The 18,961-nt window shown below is 46.6% G+C and carries 20 protein-coding genes and 1 pseudogene; 4 read left to right on the plus strand and 17 right to left on the minus strand.

From position 1 onward, the window contains the following. Nucleotides 1-153 precede the first annotated feature (153 nt). Nucleotides 154-1,152 carry a transposase gene (locus JGK07_RS31880; protein WP_293198667.1) on the minus strand — a complete coding sequence of 333 codons (999 nt, stop codon included), beginning with the start codon at nt 1,150-1,152 and terminating at the stop codon, nt 154-156. Between the two features lie 299 nt (nt 1,153-1,451). Then, nucleotides 1,452-1,676, minus strand: coding sequence for a hypothetical protein (locus JGK07_RS31885; RefSeq protein ID WP_293198664.1), 225 nt, complete (start codon nt 1,674-1,676; stop codon nt 1,452-1,454). A gap of 372 nt (nt 1,677-2,048) precedes the next feature. On the opposite strand from JGK07_RS31885, the gene JGK07_RS31890 reads away from it, so the two are divergent. Next, nucleotides 2,049-5,630 (plus strand): hypothetical protein, encoded by a 3,582-nt coding sequence (locus JGK07_RS31890; protein WP_293226716.1) that lies wholly within the window; start codon nt 2,049-2,051, stop codon nt 5,628-5,630. A 566-nt stretch (nt 5,631-6,196) separates the two neighbouring features. Next, a complete protein-coding gene (locus JGK07_RS31895; protein WP_293226713.1) occupies nt 6,197-9,058 on the plus strand; it encodes a zinc-dependent metalloprotease in 2,862 nt (953 codons plus the stop codon). A gap of 78 nt (nt 9,059-9,136) precedes the next feature. On the opposite strand, the gene JGK07_RS31900 is transcribed toward JGK07_RS31895, so the two are convergent. The 9 genes and pseudogenes from JGK07_RS31900 to JGK07_RS31940 form a co-directional block, all read right to left on the minus strand. Beyond that, nucleotides 9,137-9,760 carry a Uma2 family endonuclease gene (locus JGK07_RS31900; protein ID WP_293185873.1) on the minus strand — a complete coding sequence of 208 codons (624 nt, stop codon included), beginning with the start codon at nt 9,758-9,760 and terminating at the stop codon, nt 9,137-9,139. Nucleotides 9,761-9,873: 113 nt separating this feature from the next. Continuing rightward, on the minus strand, nt 9,874-10,080 hold the full coding sequence (locus tag JGK07_RS31905) for a hypothetical protein (RefSeq protein WP_293271423.1): 207 nt from the start codon (nt 10,078-10,080) through the stop codon (nt 9,874-9,876). 22 nt (nt 10,081-10,102) lie between these two features. Continuing rightward, nucleotides 10,103-10,411 carry a GIY-YIG nuclease family protein gene (locus JGK07_RS31910; RefSeq protein ID WP_293291222.1) on the minus strand — a complete coding sequence of 103 codons (309 nt, stop codon included), beginning with the start codon at nt 10,409-10,411 and terminating at the stop codon, nt 10,103-10,105. A 308-nt stretch (nt 10,412-10,719) separates the two neighbouring features. After that, nucleotides 10,720-11,565: a serine protease gene (locus JGK07_RS31915; RefSeq protein ID WP_293185870.1), complete on the minus strand. Its 846-nt coding sequence runs from the start codon at nt 11,563-11,565 to the stop codon at nt 10,720-10,722. A gap of 154 nt (nt 11,566-11,719) precedes the next feature. Further along, a complete protein-coding gene (locus tag JGK07_RS31920) occupies nt 11,720-11,851 on the minus strand; it encodes a hypothetical protein (RefSeq protein ID WP_293291224.1) in 132 nt (43 codons plus the stop codon). A gap of 106 nt (nt 11,852-11,957) precedes the next feature. Continuing rightward, a complete protein-coding gene (locus JGK07_RS31925; RefSeq protein ID WP_293243529.1) occupies nt 11,958-12,566 on the minus strand; it encodes a hypothetical protein in 609 nt (202 codons plus the stop codon). Nucleotides 12,567-12,798: 232 nt separating this feature from the next. After that, nucleotides 12,799-13,036: pseudogene (locus JGK07_RS31930) on the minus strand (DUF433 domain-containing protein). A 125-nt stretch (nt 13,037-13,161) separates the two neighbouring features. Next, nucleotides 13,162-13,431, minus strand: coding sequence for a hypothetical protein (locus JGK07_RS31935; RefSeq protein ID WP_293185866.1), 270 nt, complete (start codon nt 13,429-13,431; stop codon nt 13,162-13,164). Further along, nucleotides 13,428-13,658, minus strand: a complete 231-nt coding sequence (locus tag JGK07_RS31940) for a hypothetical protein (protein WP_293208071.1) — start codon at nt 13,656-13,658, stop codon at nt 13,428-13,430. Before JGK07_RS31940 ends, JGK07_RS31935 begins: the two co-directional genes overlap by 4 nt. A gap of 121 nt (nt 13,659-13,779) precedes the next feature. Between JGK07_RS31940 and JGK07_RS31945 the strand changes: the two genes are divergently transcribed. Then, nucleotides 13,780-14,082, plus strand: a complete 303-nt coding sequence (locus JGK07_RS31945) for a DUF433 domain-containing protein (RefSeq protein WP_293208074.1) — start codon at nt 13,780-13,782, stop codon at nt 14,080-14,082. Then, nucleotides 14,079-14,447 carry a DUF5615 family PIN-like protein gene (locus JGK07_RS31950; RefSeq protein ID WP_293185863.1) on the plus strand — a complete coding sequence of 123 codons (369 nt, stop codon included), beginning with the start codon at nt 14,079-14,081 and terminating at the stop codon, nt 14,445-14,447. Before JGK07_RS31945 ends, JGK07_RS31950 begins: the two co-directional genes overlap by 4 nt. A gap of 49 nt (nt 14,448-14,496) precedes the next feature. Here JGK07_RS31950 and JGK07_RS31955 read toward each other — a convergent pair whose 3' ends face one another. From JGK07_RS31955 to JGK07_RS31980, 6 genes are all read right to left on the minus strand, one after another. Beyond that, nucleotides 14,497-14,697, minus strand: a complete 201-nt coding sequence (locus JGK07_RS31955; protein ID WP_293185861.1) for a DUF2283 domain-containing protein — start codon at nt 14,695-14,697, stop codon at nt 14,497-14,499. Next, nucleotides 14,687-14,953, minus strand: a complete 267-nt coding sequence (locus JGK07_RS31960) for a DUF4258 domain-containing protein (protein WP_265235442.1) — start codon at nt 14,951-14,953, stop codon at nt 14,687-14,689. Before JGK07_RS31960 ends, JGK07_RS31955 begins: the two co-directional genes overlap by 11 nt. A 63-nt stretch (nt 14,954-15,016) precedes the next feature. Next, on the minus strand, nt 15,017-15,241 hold the full coding sequence (locus JGK07_RS31965) for a hypothetical protein (protein ID WP_293185859.1): 225 nt from the start codon (nt 15,239-15,241) through the stop codon (nt 15,017-15,019). A gap of 87 nt (nt 15,242-15,328) precedes the next feature. After that, nucleotides 15,329-15,898: a Uma2 family endonuclease gene (locus tag JGK07_RS31970; RefSeq protein WP_293193300.1), complete on the minus strand. Its 570-nt coding sequence runs from the start codon at nt 15,896-15,898 to the stop codon at nt 15,329-15,331. A gap of 179 nt (nt 15,899-16,077) precedes the next feature. Further along, nucleotides 16,078-17,055, minus strand: a complete 978-nt coding sequence (locus tag JGK07_RS31975) for a heme o synthase (RefSeq protein ID WP_293193299.1) — start codon at nt 17,053-17,055, stop codon at nt 16,078-16,080. Nucleotides 17,056-17,371: 316 nt separating this feature from the next. Further along, a complete protein-coding gene (locus tag JGK07_RS31980) occupies nt 17,372-18,286 on the minus strand; it encodes a heme A synthase (protein ID WP_293193298.1) in 915 nt (304 codons plus the stop codon). Nucleotides 18,287-18,961: the final 675 nt, after the last annotated feature.

Below are 18,961 nucleotides of genomic sequence, written 5' to 3' on the forward strand. Positions count from 1 at the left end.
AGGGTATGGCTTTTCTAATTTTGATAATTTTAGAAATCGCGTATTAGCTTGTTTCTTGCATTAGATAAAATTATCACCATAAGTTCTGGAGAGCCAAAATTACTAACGTAGATGTCTAACATTGACTACTTTTGGGTAGCTTTGTCCAGGTTTTTACGAGCGGTGAATATGCAGGCATTTGTGGCAGGTTTGGGATGTGTACCTTGGGTCAACAAATACCAGATTTACGCCAAACTTTACTGCCTTATAACAAAGGAATTGGCGAAGCTGAAAAAACGCCCAACTGTTGCTTCTGCGTCTCTCTGTTTTAGAACGTGGCTGTTGGTTGGTTCGTTCTCTGATACCCGTCAAATCCTCCAACGCAATAGTTTGCGCTTGTTTTTTGGCGTGCTGAATGAGTCGGTAGCTAACGGTATGGTTAACCTGTGCCTGAAATCTTCGTTCTCGTCCACTCAACCGTTGCAGAAGCTGCCGACATCTACGCCGACTACTTCTTGTGCCTTTGGACGCTTTTTTCTGCAACGAAGCCCTGACACGGCTATATCTGTCACGAATTTCGGTTATCGCCGTTCCACTAAACTTCTCGGATTCAGAGGTAACGGCTATATCGGTTCTGCCCAAATCAACACCCAAAACCCTATCAGTTTTCTCAGGGTTTGGTGGCTCAGATTCAAGCTGAATTTGCAGGTAATAAGTGTTATCTTTGCGCTTTACCAACACTGCCGACTTAGGATTTCTTCCTGTTAACAAATGACGCTGATAGTTGCCAATGTGCAAAGGGAATTTCTCTCTTTGCTTGAGCATCGTCAAACTAGCTGTCCAGTCTTTCTCCCTAAAAGTGAAAGTCCGAGCGTCATAAGTGGCACTGGTAGCTGCAAACCCTTTCACAGGTCTATCTTTTTGTTTGGCAGTCTTGCGATTGGCGCAAACCCTACGAATGGCATGGATAGTCATCTGAGCCGATAGACCAGAGTATTCCCGTGCTTCCTTGTAAATTAAGGATTGCACGGCTATCTGATTGGTCAGCTTTCGGTCAGTGTTTTTGTTCACGTACTCACAGCAGTTCGCAAAAGCACGAAGCACCGCATCAAGTTTTTCAACCTGATGTTGCAACACTTCGAGTTTACAACTAACCGTCAGGACTTGAGACATTTTCAATAAGTGAAGATTATGGAGCTAGTGTACCATGAGATTGCTAAAACTGCGGGCATCAAACCCCCATTTTTAGCCGCTATCCCTCCCCGCCCTATTGACGCTCATCCTTAGCCCTTGGGCTGCGGAAATCGCGTCAATTGAGGGCGGGGATTCCCGCGATTATATTGAAACTAATCTTGCGGTGCGAAGGAACTGATGGAGAAGCTGGAAGCAATGACAAATTGTAACAGCACGGATTCTATCGGCTGTCAAGCTTTTTGGTCAAAAAATTTAGCGTTGAACTGGCCTTGAGATTGCTACTCCTGTGACTGGGGAAAGTTGAGTACCGGGAGGCGCGAACCCCGAAAGACTTCTTCGCTTTCAATGCCGATCGAACTCACAAACTCAGCAGCAGCTTTGGCCACGAGCAACCCGCCCAGCATGGGTAAGGCGGCCAAGCTCAATAAAATATCTGAAGGAATTGGCAATTTTGGACTCTGAGGTGTTTGAGTTTTGGGCAAGTCTTGGTTTTCCGACGGCATAGATCCCTCCTGTGTTATTCAGTATCCCCAGTTTACAGCAGAAGGAAGGAGGAAGAATAGCAAGGGTTTCAGCAATTAAGAACGTCCTAATCTTTGGGGGCGGTTGCTAAACAGGGGAAATAATTATCTTTACTCCTGAATTCTGACTTCGCTTAACTGGGTCTAATTGTGCGAAAATACATTCGAGGTATTGGTCAAAACAGTATTGCCCAACGGAGCGCAGCCGAGGGGATACACAGCTCGCCAGTAAGCCGAGCAACAGTTAAACCGGATGCAAAGGTTCGGCTCGGTAAATAAAATAATGGTGTGTAAAACCTGTAAACTGTGCTATCTGTAGAAAACAAAACCAGCCTTGACGAAATTTAAAGTCCCATGTTGAATGCGAACGGGAGTATATTGGCAGACAATCGATCGCCCGCATCGCAGTGGGCGCAAAAAGCTTTGGGACTGCCCGAGGTGCAGGTACAAGCGCGTTTGCGCGGAAATCACCTGCATATTTTGTGCGAAGCGCAATTGTGTCCGTCTCAGGAATTGGTGACGGCGAGATTTAAAAGCGCGATCGAACAAACTGATTTAACGCGACTCCTGCCCGATCGAACTAAAATCTACCAATTGTTTCTGTGCGGCCGCAAACTCGGTTCCCGACAAAACGACTGGACTGTCCGGCTCGATTGCAGCGGCAAACAGCGACAGCGACAGCCACAGCGACGGGAACCGGAACCGGAACCGGAACCAAAAGTTTCCGAAGTGCCACCACCAGCGAGTCCCCCCGAGGGCGAACCGCCAACAAGTCGTAAAGGCGGCGGATTCTTCGGCAAATTCAAAAATGAAAACCGCAACCTCAAACTGAAACCAGAAGCGGTAGAAACTCCAGTACCAATGGCTCAGGTGCGGGAAGAAATGGATTTTGATACCGAAAGTTTCCCCACGGCCTCCCGGATTGAATATCCAGAAGTTTTTGAAACTTCCCCAGTGACGATCGACACTTCGGCAACTCGGGAAGCTTTCAGTCCCCCCGTTTCTGCGCCAGCACCGCAAACATCCACGCAGCAGCAGGCAAGTCGCGGCGCGGTGGCTTTGATTCAATCCCCCGAAACAGGCTCCGGTGACAGTGATGGCGGCGGCACTTTGACCGTTTCAGCGGAAACTTTGGCGCGCCGGGGCTATCCAGATGCGATCGCCAGCTATCTCAGCGAAATCCTCGGGCCGATGGGTGTTTCGGTGAAAGTTAGCATTCGCGAAAAAGAAGCCAAAAGCAGCCGGGAAACCCAGCACCCCAATGCGCCAGAACTTCTCAAGTCCAAGGAACGGCGGCTGTTAGTGCTGTGCGAGTCAGCTTACAGCCCCGAACCCTCCTTGCTCGCAGAACCGATCGCCGCTAGGCTGCGGAAACTGCAACTAGAGGACTTCCGGGAAGCTGCGATCGGCAGCCAAGTTGCAGGCGAATCGAAGCCGGACTGGGTGCTGCGAGTCGATTTGACGCCACCGGACACAATCCTCAAGGAATGGGCCCGCTGGGGAGACGTACAGTCGATCGCCAAACTGCTCAACCAACACTTGGCGACATCAACAGTCGAAGTGCGAGCCACCCTCAAAGAAGCAACTCTGCACCTGTTTTGCAGCAAAACAGTCACAAAAGGACAAAAACCCAAACGACAAGAATACCCTGACAAACAGCAAACCACCGATGCGATCGCCCCTTTGTTAGCATCCTTCGCGCCCCAAGGCATCCGCGCAGCTACCCTCTACGGCGTAGAACCGGCCAGCGACAGCACAACCGAGCCGGAGTCGCCGGTGTGGATTGACTGGATAGACTTACCAGCAGCCCACCACCCCGACTTAGCTCCAAACCCGAGGATATTGGCAGCCGAGGGCGACCAATTAGCCTTGACTTTCTTGCTCAACAGGTTTCTCAATCCCAATCTCAACCGCAAGCTGGAAACCGGAGGGATTCGGGCTGTGGCGCTGCACAAAGCCAACGTGCTGCACGTCATGACTGAAGCTCTGAGTTGCCCTGCTCAGTCGAAGGTAGGCCCGCCGGTGGCTAAATTCTTGCGGCAGTTACAAATTCCGGGAGTGGCTCTTGTGCGAGTCTACGGGCGCCGCGCCGGTCAGAAAATGCCCCTGTGGCGCTACGGTATCGATCTCAAAATGGCGGTTGACGGGGAATTAGCACCAACAACCGCATCGGCTCCCTCGCAACAGGCTGTCTTGTCTAAGGAAGCGGTGCCGGAGTTTGCGCCGTCGGTGGCAGATGGGAGTTTTTCTGCTCTGGGCGATAATTTGGTGTTCGATGCTCCCGCACCGGACTCCTCGCGGCCGCGCTTCAAAATTAGACTCCCCGGTTACCAGTTGGGCGAGCAGTTGGTTCAAGCTGTGGTGCAGCCGCTTGTTGCTTCGGGTTTGTTTGTTCCCAACGACGCTTTGTCGATGAATGCTGCTGCGCCGGGAGGCGTGAGAGCCGATCGCGCGGCGGGAATGGCTTTGATTTGGGCGATCGCCGGCTGTCTGATCACCTTCAATACCGATTGGTTGCTGGGTCTATTTCTTAAATCTGCGACGGTTAGTCAAGCTCCTAGAGCCTCCGAAGTTTGCAACGGCCCAAATTGTCAAAATTCATCCCCCAAGCCTCAGAGCGACGTTCAAGCCTCTCTCACGAATCCGGATTCTCCCTCTCCCTCTGGCTCTTCAGTCCCGATTCCCGAGTCTCAAGAAGTGAATTTGCCTCAAATTCCTTTACAAGCATCGCCGTCCGCGAGTGAAGAAAAGGCTTTCAACGGTTCTGGGTTTACGAAACCGGGAAATACTAGCGTTCCTGTAGCTGATGTTTCGGCTGCTCCGGTGTTTCCGACTTTGAGGAGCGAGCAGCTTGACGAGCAGATTGCGCGCTACCAAGAGTACATCCGCCAGCACAAAAAACCGCCGGATATTTTAATTGTCGGGAGTTCTAGGGCGCTGCGGGGTATCGACCCGGCGGTGTTGGAAACGGCTTTGGCTGCTGGAGGCTATCCGGGGCTGAAGGCTTACAATTTTGGGGTGAACGGAGCTACTCTGCAAGTGGTAGATTCGATCGTCCGCCGGATTTTGCCACCGCAACAATTGCCGAAATTACTGGTTTTGGCGGACGGGGCGAGGGCTCTCAACAGCGGGCGGCCGGATTTGACTTTTAGTGCGATCGCCTCTTCCGAAGGTTACAGACAATTGGCTCGGGGTAGTTTTCTGATCCGCACCAATCCATTAGAATCCCCAACATCTAAGGAAACTGCCAAAAATCCGATCGCGACTGCTGGTGAATTGGTGCACAATTTGGAACAAAGTCAAGCGAATGTTCAACAATTTCTGAGTCAAAAGTTGGTGGATAGTTCTGCAACTTACAAAAAGCGCGATCGGCTGAAAGGGTTTTTGCGATCGATCGCGAATCCAGCAGCCCCTGTTGTCACCGAAAGCCCCCAAACCGCAGCCGACGACGATAAACAAACCACTGAAAACGCCCAGCTAACTGCTGCGGGTAAAGCACCCAGCGAGTTTCAACCAAACGGCTTTTTGCCGATCGACATCCGCTTCAATCCCGATACTTACTTTCAGAAACACGCCAAAGTATCTGGATATTACGACACCGACTATCAAGATTTTAAATTGACAGGGGAACAAACTGTAGCGCTCAAAAACATGATCGAATTTACCAAAGTTCGCAACATCAATCTCGTGTTTGTCAATATGCCTCTGACTGCCGATTATTTAGATCCGGTGCGGACAGGTTACGAACAAGAATTCCGGCAATATATGCAACAATTAGCAGCTCAAACCGGACTAATTTTCCGAGATAATAGTTTATTGTTGCCCCAAGCACGGGAATCTTTTTCTGACCCCAGTCACCTCAACCGTTACGGTGCTGTTGCAGTTTCCAAGCGCTTGGCTCAAGATCCGATGATTCCCTGGCCTGTGAAGAAGTAGAGAGGGGGAGAGGGGGAGAGGGAAGAGGGGGAGATTGGGAGAGGGGGAGATTGGGAGAGGGGGAGATTGGGAGAGGGGGAGATTGGGAGAAGTTGTAAGCTAGTGGGTATCTAGATTGTCTGTTATGTTCGATGGAGATAGCGGGGAAAATACTCCTAGACGCACGCAGATTTCAGAAACCGGGTTTCTACGAAGATTTCTCGTGACTCGTCGTAAAATCTCGTATAAACCCGGTTTCTAGCCCCCACGGCAGATTTCAGAAACAAGATTTCTCGTGACTCGTCGTAAAATCTCGTATAAACCCGGTTTCTAGCCCCCACGGCAGATTTCAGAAACCGGGTTTCTACGAATGTTTCTCATTACTAAACGCAAAAATCTCAGAGAAACCCGGTTTCTAGTCACCACCCTCGTCAAGGATAAAACTATCGCTAGCTGTTGTTAGAATTTAAAGGATTTAAATCTTATTGTAAAGGCGGGTTCAGCAATATTAATGATTGTTATTTCAATCGTTAATCCTGGGATGCGACTATCTCAAAACACTTCTTTCCTGCAACTGGACACTGAACATGAAAAGATTATTTTTTTCGGAAGTTAGCAGAAACAAACTGATGAAAAATCCCCGCAAAAATCTGCCTGTAATATTTTTTATATTATCTCTAGCATTTTTCCTGTTTAGTTTGTATAAAGGTTTATTTTTACCTTTTGCTTTATCAACTCCGCCGCCCAGCAGCGAACAACAACCTTTGCAACCCTTCGAGCAAGTTGTCAAAGACGCGCAAAAGTTTGAAGGACTGTTTACCCTTTACCGCAATCTGGCAACTAATAAAGTTTATCTAGAAATTAAACCGCAGCAACTGGATAAAAAGTTTCTGTGTTTCGTCACATTGGCATCAGGTTTAGGGGAAGGGGGAATTTTGAGCGGATTGCCGATCGGCGATTTCTTGTTTCAACTGCGGCGAGTCCAAAATAACGTCGAGTTTGTCATACCGAATATCTATTTTCGCACTCGTCCGGGCGACCCGCAAGCGGGTTCGGTGGAAAGGGCATTTAGCGAGTCGATTCTCTATTCTTTACCACTCAAAAGCCTTCATCCGCAAAGGCAAACTCTGCTGATAGACTTAGGCGATTTGCTGATGAGCGAAAAGCGCGACTTACCGGGGGTTAAAGCGATTTTGCCGGCGATTTTGGGTGCTGCTTACTCGATCGATGAAGACAAATCTTATTTTAAAGATGTGAAAGCGTTTCCGCTGAATGTAGAAATTGCTTCTATTTACGGTTTTTCCAGCGATAATGACAGTGCAGTTAACTATTTACCTTCGATTCCTGACAGTCGGGCTTTTAACCTCCGCATTCACTACAGTTTCTCGGAAGTGCCTCTCAATAACGGCTACCGCCCCAGACTTGCAGACGAGCGAGTCGGCTATTTTCTGACAGCATATAAAGACTTTTCTGACAAGAGCAGTCGGGAGCCTTTTGTGCGCTACATCAATCGCTGGCATTTGCAAAAGCAAATCCCGACGGCGCCGATGTCGCCTCCGGTGCAGCCGATCGTCTTTTGGATTGAAAATAATGTCCCTCTAGAATACCGCAATGCAATTCGCGATGGCATTTTGGAGTGGAACAAATCTTTTGAAAAAGCAGGTTTTACAGAGGCAATTCAGGTCAAACAAATGCCGGACAATGCTAAATGGGATCCGGCTGATGTCCGCTACAATACTATTAGGTGGTCGAGTTCTTTTGAGTCAGATTTTGCCGGACTCGGGCCGTCTCGCACTAACCCGCTAACCGGGGAAATCTTGGATGCTGATATTTTGTTGGATGCTAATATTGTCCGGCTAATCAAACAGGGATATCGGTCTTTGGTAGAACAAAATCGATCGCTAGCAAAGAGTTTTCAAGGCCGAAACGGCTCTAATACCAATCCCTGTCAGTTCGGGATGTATTCTCGCTATTTGCCGATGCTCGAAAATGCAGATTTAGGCAAAAGCAGCGGGGAGAATTCTCCGGGTGGAATTGTTGATGATTTGCCCACTTTGGTGGAAAGATATCAAGAACAAAAGCGATCGCCCTTATCGCGGTTGATGCTGAGTTCGGATATGTGTTTTGGGTTGGAATCGAGCCGACAATTTGCGATCGGAGCAATGTCGATGTCTCTGCTGGACAATGCAGCGCCTAGCAGTCCGGTGCTGGAGAATTATGTTAATGATTATATCCGAAATTTGACTGCACACGAAGTCGGTCACACTCTTGGTTTGAGGCACAATTTTCACGGCAGTACAATGCTGCAACCGGAGGATTTGAACAATACCCAGGTAACTCGCAACCCCGGTATGGTGGCGTCGGTGATGGATTACCTGCCAATTAATTTGGCACCGCAGGGAACTGTACAGGGCGATTATTATCCGACGATTGTAGGGCCTTATGACGATTGGGCGATCGAGTACGGTTACAAAGTTCTTGGTGGCGCCAACCCCAACAGCGACTTACCAGCGCTGCAACAAATTGCCAGTCGCGCGGGGGAACCGCAATTAGCTTATGCGCCGGATGAGGATACTGTTGACAATCTCGATCCCGCTGCAAATGCCTTCGATCTCAGTAACAATATGCTGAGGTATTCGCAATGGCAATTGGATAATGCTAAGGCAATGTGGAAGCGTTTAGAAAAGCGAATTCCGGTTGGGGAAGACGGTTATAACGAACTGCGGGTGATGTTTGATTCGGTGTTCGGGTATTATTTTCAGCAGGTGATGAATGCTACTTTGTACGTCGGCGGACAGTCGTTTAGTCGGATTCGCCCGGGAGATATTAATGCGAAATTGCCGTTTGTGCCGATCGAGCTTTCGCAGCAACGAGAAGCTTTGGCTACGCTGGACAAGTACGTATTTGCAACCGATGCGTTTAGTTTTGCGCCGGATTTGCTAAATAAATTAGCGCCTGCGCGCTGGGAGCACTGGGGAAGTCCGGCTTTGGTGTTTCCTCTAGATTACCCGATCGGCGATCGAATTACTTTTATGCAGCGATTTGTGCTGCGAGTGTTGCTATCTCCAGTGCGGCTGGCGAGACTGCGGGATGCGGAGTTAAAATCTGCGCCGGAAAGCGCTTTGAAATTGCCAGAATTGTTCGATACTTTGCAAAACGATATTTGGAAAGAGGTTTTGCAGCCGTCCAAGAAGATGCAAATTTCGACTTTTCGGCGATCGTTGCAGCGGGAACATTTGGCAATTTTAATCGGAATGGTGCTGCGAAAAACCAGTACACCTGAGGATGCGCGAACTCTGGCGTGGTACGAGTTGCGGCAGTTGCGGGAGGGTTTGAGCAAGAGTATTCGCAACTTGGACAAGAGTGCGGATGCTTATACGCGGGCTCATTTGGAGGAAACGCGCGATCGCATTTCTAAGGTTTTGAATGCACAGATTCAGTCGAATTAATATGGGTGTCCAGAAACCGGGTTCGGATCTTAGTATTTCTTTGGCAATACAAAGTATCCTACAAATAATTTGCAAACGCTAAACTTCTGTCATTGCAATGATTTGAGCGATCGTTAATACCAATTGAGGAAAAGTTGGAGAAACAATAGTGGCTTCTCCTTGATATCGCAGCGCCTGATATTCACCATCGATTAAGCGGTTGATAGTCACCGTAGACTGCTTTGGAGAGCCAATATACTGAACACCTCCCAACCCAGCATAATCAACAATCCAATACTCCAGGATTCCTAAAGTTTCATACTCATTCAATTTGATGCGGTAATCATCCCGCCAATTGGTACTGACAACTTCGATCGCCAAGGGAGGTGGAATATAAGCAGCAGCAGAAGCAGAACTTTGACGCATTTTGACCCATTCTTCCTTCGCAAACACCACAATGTCAGCTTTACGACTCGATTCACTTTCGCCCGGGGCAGCGTTCAATCTGACTTGTTTACTTTGTCGAGGAATGTAGGGAAGGTTCAAGGATTGGCAATGATCCACCAAGAGACGACATAAACCATCGACGACATCCTCATGTTTGGCTGTGGGTTCACTCAGGGGCAGGGCAACTCCATTGACTAGCTCGAATGATCTGCCGGATTTGTCATCCCAGTTGAGGAATTCCTCGAAGGAAAGGGTTTTTTGGGCGATCGCAACCATTGATATTCACCTTTTGGGTAGGTTGGCTCTCTGTTGTCTGTTTTTAGCTTAACGTGGCTCTTGTAGGGTGCGTTAACGAAGTATACCGTAAACTTTGACACCTCTTCTCGGTGTTACTGTCCGCGTCCTGGTTTGCAATCTACAAAACCTAATGCTTCTGTATCGAGAAAACTGGCGATCGCCATTTCGATCGTCGCTGCGATCGGATATTCAATTTCCGCAGCACGCGCAATTAGAGCCGCTTGAATTCGTTCTGGCAAACGTCCCAAAATAACTTCGGCATCAGCAGGAGAAAGTTGTTCTTGAAGTTTGGCTTGCATGGCATTCACCTTTGGGTTGGAATTATAGTAACGCAGGGTTTTCACAGTAAGAGACTAATTGCATTGCAATTCGCACATCCTCGTCATTGTACTTATCGAGCCACGCCCATAAAAAAGCTTTGTGCCCGCCGCTGAAGCGTCCTCGTAGGCTCTTGGTTTTACCGATGTAAAGTAATCCGTCAGTTATGTGCCTGACTGCATAGATGCCAGGGCGAGCAGGAATGTTACCAAACTCACGAGTCAAGGGTTGACATTGCTCGAAAGGAGTAAAGGCGATCGCATCTAGAATTTTCCGCGCTTGGGCTTGCAGTTCAGAATCGTTTGTTGGCATGGAAGCAAGAAGGCTAATTGCACAGAAATCATGTTCCCACAAATTCTGTTATAGCTCCAAATTTTAGCGATCGGGCTTTCACCTTATCAAAAACTTCATCATCTGCGACTTCTCGATTTTACTGCCCGCGTCCTGGTTTGCAATCTACGAAACCTAATGCTTCTGTGCCCTTGAAAATTGGCGATCGCCATATAGAAAACGATCGCCCTTCTTCGTTTTTCACTCCATCGACCACCGCATGCAAGGCGTGACTGCTTCTGCCTCAACTTTTTGCCCGGAGCTTTTGACTGTCCGAAAGTCGCTGCTTATTACGCATTTGCTGAAATAATACGCTCAACTTCTTTTTCAAGACCGAATAGCTCTTTGGAGTTGATCGCCACTCCAATATTGTTTGGTATTTGCGTTATAGGAACAGGTACGTTAGATGTTGGAGCTTTGACAATTTGAATTTCACCGAAAGCCGTATGCATTGCTCCAGCATAATGAATACCTAACAGGCGAATTCGGCTTTGTCCCATATAAGTATTGCCCTTGTTATCCATGTAGCCACCAATATTTGCAAGGAAGACTGGCGAACCACTTGAACCTGGAAAACTAGCTACATCTGTTAGAAACTCAGAATTCCCATTCCAAGATACATTAGCATGAGTTGCCGTTATGCCTTTGCGTATAACAGGAAGATTATTCTTGGCATCCCAAATTCCGTCTGGATATCCAATCATGACTATATCTTCCATAGATGAATAACTTTCTCGTTCTTCATCACTTGGGATTAAATCCATTGGCAACGCCATATAAAACAATTTCTCGCCAGACTGCCGGACTTTATTCACAAGAGGGCTAATAATAAATGCGGCCAAATCAATATTTTGATCTGGATGTTTTATACACTGCTCTTCAAAGTTGGCGAACTGAAATAACTGGTGCTTTCCAGTATCAGGAAGACCTTCATCATTAGCCAAAGTGACATGAAACCTGCCAATGTTCGCATTTTCTACGACATGCTTATTAGTTACAATGACTGGAATACCAAGACCTTCCTTTTGAAGAAAGTTCATATAAAAACCTGTTCCAGTAGAAATTCCTCCGCTATGGAGAACTGTCTCTATCCTTACCGTACTGTGAGTGAGTTGATCTATTAAGCCGAGGCTCATTATTTCTCCTTTTGTATAACTTATAATTGTATCGCAGTTGCGGTACAATACCCAATAGAATAGAAAAATACCGCCGCTCGCTAATGTATTTCACCAAAAGTAGCAGTAATCCACACAGCAATGGCTGGCGATCTATGAGCATTCAACCAAATTGTCATGCAACTAAAACGGGACAATCGAGCTTGCAGACTGCATACAGAAGCGCAGCTTTAATTCGTTCTGGCAAACGTCCCAAAATAACTTCGGCATCAGCAGGAGAAAGTTGTTCTTGAAGTTTGGCTTGCATGGCATTCACCTTTGGGTTGGAATTCCGCCACTAGCCAGCTTTCGGACTTAACAGATCCACTTTATCCGGTCGGCATACAGGTGGATGTTATCTCGCTGTGGTAGATTTAGGTCGTCAGATTCTTCAGTAATAAATATGCGATAACTTTTTCTTCTGCGGCTTTCGGCAAATACATTCGCATAAGATCGTCACCGAACCCATCACCGATTGCGGCTTGGATGCTCATATTGACAGAATAGAACGTATCGATCTTGCTTTGGATAGGATGTACCAAGTCTATCACCTTGTCGAAGCATTCGCCTGTGGTCGCATAAAAAGCGTCTGCTATTTGCAGATATTCGTACTTTGGGACTTTAGATCCGAAATTATAGTTCGCATATTCCCTAATGTCTTGTAGGCGCTGGAACTCATCCAAATAAGCATTAGACAATAATCGCTTTTGTATTAACCTTTGATTTATGAGATTTTTCAAGGTTGCGTGTTTGATGCGCTTCAATTCATTCGTGTCTGTCTGGTAATCCAAAAATAGCAGTGCCATTGAAAGATGGAAAATCGAGTAATAGAAGCCGATAGGTGGCAGCAGTATCGTTTTTGTTTCTTCCCATATTGATTGAGAATTCTCGCGGAAACATATAGCTGCTAATAAGTGGTGAGCACTTTTCGGATAGCGGTCAAACCATTTGTCGCTGTCTTCTGCTCGTAAATTCTGTTCCATTTCCAATAGGTACGTTGAAAGTCCAGGGGGCATCATAGTTTTCAATTTTATCTAATTCTGGTTCTGGCCCGCCATAATATTAGGCACAGCGAGATAACTTATAATTGTATCGCAGTTGCAGTACAATACCCAATACAATAGAAACATACCGCCCATCGCTAATGTATTTCACCAAAGGTAGCAGTAATCCACACAGCAATGGCTGGCGATCGATAAGCATTCAACCAAATAGTCATGCGGCTAAAACGGGATGGTCGAGTTTGCGGACTGCATACAATAGCGCAGCTTTAATATCGTCAAGTTCCAAGTCTGGCAATTCTTCGAGGATTTGCTCAAAACTCAAACCCGCAGCTAGCAACTCTAGGATATCGATGACTCGAATCCGCATTCCCCGGATGCAGGGACGATCGCCACATTGATCTTGGATTCACCGTGATTCTGTCAAACAGATAAGCAACGGATGCTGGCATTGGTTAAAATTGTTTGAAATCTTTGTCTCTAGCTTACTTCATTTATCGCGCCAAACTCACACCGCGATATAATTCTGCGATCGCTATCTACAGTAACGGGGGTTGACGAATTCGATCGCCTTAAACTACAACCGTTTCAGTAATTCATCGTATTCGTCGTGTGCACCAATCCAGTACCAGTAAATACGATCGGCTTCCAATAAACCTAAAACACGATAATTGATACTGACACGAGCAGAATAAATCGGTTGCTTCTGACTGACTCGCTTGAACTGAAGACTTGGATGATAAGGATCATCCTGCCAAAGGGCATAAGCTTTATCGGCTTGTTCCTGAACTGATGCAGGAAGACTCTCTAGCCGCGTGCGAAATGACCTTGTAACACTTGATTTCATTTTTGTGTTGGAAAAACCTCATCAAGTGGAACCGTTTCTCCTCCCGCAATTTCTTGACGTACCATTGCAGCCATCTGATCCCATTGATCGTCTGTCGTGTCAGCAAAACGAGTTTCCCATTTTTGCTCGTCCTGCAACTCTGCCAAAAACCGAGCCGCGATCGCATCTTGCCGATCGGGTGGGAGTTTTTGGATTTGGGCGATCGCCTGTTGAAGGAGTTCAGTCATGATTTTGTTTAAAACCTGTCTCTCTAGCTTACTTTATTTATCGATCGAAACTCACGCTGAGATCTAATTCTGCGATCGCTATGCTGTAATAGAGATCAGTCCCTTCAAACTTCGATAGTTTATGACCACAGCAGTATCTATTGACATTGGTACGCTCATTGCACGCACTCCTGGACTGCATGGTGGATGTCCCCACATCCTCGGTAAAGGCGTTACCGTTCGCCGGATTGTCACCTGGTACAAGCGAGGATTGAATGCTGAAGAGATTTGCGATCGCATTTCTCATCTCACCCTCGCCGAAGTCTACGCCGCACTCACCTACTATCATGCCAACACCGCAGAAATTGAAACTGATTTGAGCCATCAAGCAGCAGAAGCCAAGCGTCTAGAAGCTTTGTACACCAACTTTGGTAAAGAAGCATGAGTGAAATTAAGATTTACCTAGATGAAGATTCCCAAGATCAGTCTCTTCTACGGGCATTACGATCGCGTCAAGTTGATGTAACCACCGTCAATGAAACTCAAACAGAAGGATTAATCGACGAAGAACAACTTCGGCTAGCTACCACTCAAAACAGAGTGCTGTACAGTCACAATATTGGAGACTTCTGTCAGTTACATACTGAGTTTCTGATCGGAGAGGAATCTCATGCTGGCATTGCGCTGATATCGCAAGACTATTCTGTTGGTGAGCAAGTCAGAGCCATTATGGAACTAACTGCTAATAAGACAGCAGAGGAAATGGTGAACCAGTTAGAGTTTTTGGGTAAATACTTGAAAAATAGCTAAATCAAGAAAGCTGACAATATTGCTGTGCCACCTCGACAAAGTGCATCAACTAAGTTGCGATCGTTAGCATGAGCTCTTGAGGATTCAACAGTTGACGTTTGGAGGCATTGAGAAATTCGATGCTAACTGGTTCATCATTTTCGTCATAACTGACAATCACGCCTCCAGGTTCAGAGATAGCATTGGCTGGAAACGCATCACGGAAGATAAAAATCAGAATGTCTGCTTCTGCATCGTATTTAACTTTCATCGGTATTCTCCTGCCAATATCGCTTAACTTGATTTGTCCAGTACAGAGTTAAGATTCGTCTGGTTTTGCCAATTTCAACAAAGGGTACTCTAAGAAGACCGTTGCCTCGTTTAATTTGAGCCACCAAGACATCATCTTCCACGATAATCTGTTGAGGATTGGTTAGGGCCGCCTCAACCTCTTCCCTGGTAATTTTCAATCGCTCTTCCCATTGTAGCTGACGTTCCTGGGCGTGTTTTGTCCAAACAATTTGCATATCTCCTCATACTCCCGATTCCTCTGTAGCTTCCATTTGGAATTTTGCATTTTGCATTTTTAATTATAACGCCTTGCACTCTGCTGCCAACGGAATGCCCAACTCCGTGAGTAGTGGAAAGTTTTCATTTTCAATTTCAGCAATGTCTTCGGGAGAATCGTCCTCATTCGGGAATAATTCAGCTTCCAAAAATTCCCATATCTTGTATCTTTCAGCAACTCCCAGTGACGAAATAGCTTCCAGCAGTGATTGAAATGAGATATCTACTTTCACGGCATTCTCAGTCATCAAAACTTTCCTCCACTTTTAATTTTATATTTAGCATATTTCTTCAAAACTTTCAAATTTGAAACCTTTGTCTATAGTTTACTTTATTTATCGTCCAAAACTCACACCGCGATATAATTCTGCGATCGCAACTTCAAGCTCAATACTCTGTAACATCACGATATCGCCCGCACCATAAACCACCGTTTCCCAACGTTCCCCAGCCCCATCTTTCACTCGACGGCGACACTCTACTCGCATCTCATCCTGCGCGATTAAAACATACTCTTCCAACGATTCCAACAGTCGATAATCCTCAAACTTATCAGTGCGATCGAATTTTCCCGTCGAAGGAGACAGCACCTCAGCAATCAACTTAGGATAGCGCTTCACATAGCGATCGCTCCGATCGCGCGGATCGCACGTCACAAAGGCATCGGGATAATAGAAAAACGCATCCGCATAATTCACCTTCACATCACCGGAAAAAAACTGACATTCCCCATCACGCAGGTGAAAATTAATAGCCGTTAAAAAATTAATCGCGAGACGGCTATGATCGTCGCTACCACCCGCCATTGCGTAGACTAAACCGCGCCGATATTCATGGCGGACTGTATTGTCATGTTCCAGGGAAAGGTACTCTTCGGGGCTAAATCCAGAGGGGATGGCAATCATAGTATTGCAGGCAAATTTAATAGCTTAATTGTAGCGATTTTCGAGCGTTCTTTTTTTACCGCAGATTAAAGCAAATTAACGCTGATGAACGCAGATGGGAGAATGACTACTGTTATTTTACCATAAACAAAACCCGCAAGATGCGGGCTTCATTTTAATAATGGCAATTTAACTTATTACTACATCACCACGGCACTAATTAAAGTGTGCACATTGTGAACAACAGCAGTAGTAAAGTTGTGAGTCGCAGGTAAACTATCAACTACGATTCCAGCGCACAATAGCATCAGATACAGAATAGAGTATTTAAAGAGCGATCGCGCAACCTTCTTATCTTCTGGAGTCTGCAACAGCAACCAAGCTTTTTGGGCAAAAATCGCACCCAGGAAAATAGCTGTTCCCGCATACACCGGGCCCGCCAAATTCAGCGGATACACAAACAGCAAAGTTGCAGGAAGCATCAATAAGGTGTAAATCCAAATTTGGCGCGCTGTCTCTTCATCGCCCTCAATTACCGGCAACATCGGCACGCCTACTTCCTTGTATTCGTCGCGAATCATCATTGCTAACGCCCAAAAATGCGGCGGTGTCCACAGGAAGATAATCCCAAACAGCAGCCACGCACCCCAACTCAAATCTCCCGTCACCGCAGCCCACCCAACTAGCGGGGGAATCGCCCCTGCTGCACCCCCGATGACGATGTTTTGGACGCTGTGGCGCTTCAGCCAGTGAGTGTAAATTAGGACGTAGAAAACGATGCCGGACATTGCTAGCAAGGCGGCTAATAAGTTGGCGACAACTGTCAGTAATGTAAAGGAGATTGTCGCTAGGGCGATCGCAAATATCAAAGCATCCCGTTTCTTAACCCGCCCGGAAGGAATCGGCCGCCAGCGAGTGCGCTCCATAATATAATCGATGTCGCTATCGTAGACACAATTAATCGTATTCGCCGACGCGGAAGCTAAAGCGCCTCCGCTAATAGTTGATACCAGTAATAGCGGATCGACTTCTCCTTTGGCGGCCATCCACATTCCGGCTGATGTGGTGATTAGCAGCAGTAAAATAATTCTCGGTTTTGTAAGTTGGTAGTAACTTTTCACCACTTGCGAAAAGTTTTCGTGGAGGCGAGGGCTATTGTTTGTAAGAACTTCTTGCATCGGTTATTAATTGTTTGTTAGTTGTTACTTGTTAGTTGTCAGTTGTCATTGCTTCGTAGATACAAGGGGCGGGTTTACAAGAGATATTTGTTGTATGTGAAAAGATTGATAAACCCGCCCCCACCGAGGGATAAATCAGGCACCTGTTGCTCAAGGAATAGATAAATCTGCCTTGTCTATCATGTCCGGTTGATTCATGCTTGTATGGGCGGGGCGGGTTTATGAAACTGTTGGCTTTTATCGAGAATAATGGTGAACCCGCCCCTACAAGATTTTGCATCATAGAACAACGATGCTACCGGACACGATCTGACTTTCAAGCTGATAAAACCCGATCGCGCCACGACAAAACACTAAAAGCTAGCAGGGTTCCCAGCAATGCTGCGCCGACTGCTTGGTGGGCGACTGTCAGCGGTTCTACCTGAAGGTGCAGCCGGAAAGTTGCCAATCCCAAAACTAATTGAGCAATCAGACAAAGACTCGCTAAATTCCCTAATTTTCGCAAGTTTGAATGGAGTGCTGGTTGCCGCCAAGCCATGACTGCTACTGCTAAAGTTGCTGCGGTAGCTGGTACGATGCCGGCGATGTGGCTGTTCATTACCGAACACAATTCTGAGGAACCAAAACATTGATGCAGCGCCCATCTAGAGCCGACTAATGCTCCTAGCAGACTTTGGAGATAAACTAGCAGTGCTGCGATCGAACTTACCCATGCTAATTTGCCTGTATTGCCTGTAGCTTCGTAAGGAGTCAGCATAAAACCGATCGCTAGCAGGGCGCAAAAAAACAGTAAAGCCGTTCCCAAGTGAGCGGTAACGATGTCAAATCGCAGCAGTTGCGTCACGGTGAGGCCGCCCAATATGCCTTGAAAAACTATTAAAAATACTGCGCCGGCGCTGGCGAGGGGCAGCCAAGTCGGCAGGCGGCTGCGGTAGAAGACAGAAAGTGCTAAAAGGGCGATCGCACTTAAGCCAATTGCTGCTGCATCCAAACGGTGAAACCACTCCAGAAATACCTGCAAATTCATTTGCGCTGCGGGTATTAATTGACCGTAGCACAGCGGCCAGTCCGGGCAAGCGAGCCCCGCATTCATCACGCGCGTGGCGCTGCCTACTGCCATTAACAGCCAGGTTGCGATCGCAATTTTCCACACTAGGCCGCGGATAATATCTTTTGGCTGCCACTGCACTCCTGCTGCTGCGTTTGGCCCCTTTAAAACTGAGTTTGCCATGAACTTTACCTTAGCCTTTGTTATCGATCGAGCTTAATTAAATATTGCGGTTTTGCTTGGGCTGAGCTTAGCCGAGCTTAACACTCTTTTTCTCTAAGAAACCGTCATCTTTACTACCTTAGCGACACTTTTATGCAATTAGTTTGTCTTTAGATTTTTTTCAACTTTCCTGTTTATATTACAAAAGATTTCAGGATTTTTGCTAAACTTCAAAAAACTTTAATCTTTCAGCACCATCCGTGATGGTTGACAACTCCCGCACTGTCGGGTTTTTGTTAAAAAATAAAGATATAATTAAGAAATAGCTTGTTAATAAAAAAGTGTGATATCCAGCATTCAAAAGTGTTTAGCTCCTCACACTTTTTGAAAGTCACAGTGGATACAGCAGAAAACCCTCAGCCTGGTTTTTGGTATTTTTCGATGGATTCTGGTTAAATAATCATAGCCGTTGGCGATCGCACGGACAAGGCCTCATCACCTTAGTTTTTTTACTATTTCGGCTGGCTGCAACCTCTGTATTTTCGTCCATCAAACCCCGTTGCTCGGTACCCGTGCCTCTATGACTATCTAAGATTATAGGACTTACGCATTGACAAAAAGCATTATCTATGTACTCTCGGCCATAGCATCACTCTGAAGGTTCGCAAAAATATGCTCACGTATAACTAAAGTGAA

It is taken from the genome of Microcoleus sp. PH2017_24_DOB_U_A (assembly GCF_020738205.1).
Taxonomy (GTDB): Bacteria; Cyanobacteriota; Cyanobacteriia; order Cyanobacteriales; family Microcoleaceae; genus Microcoleus.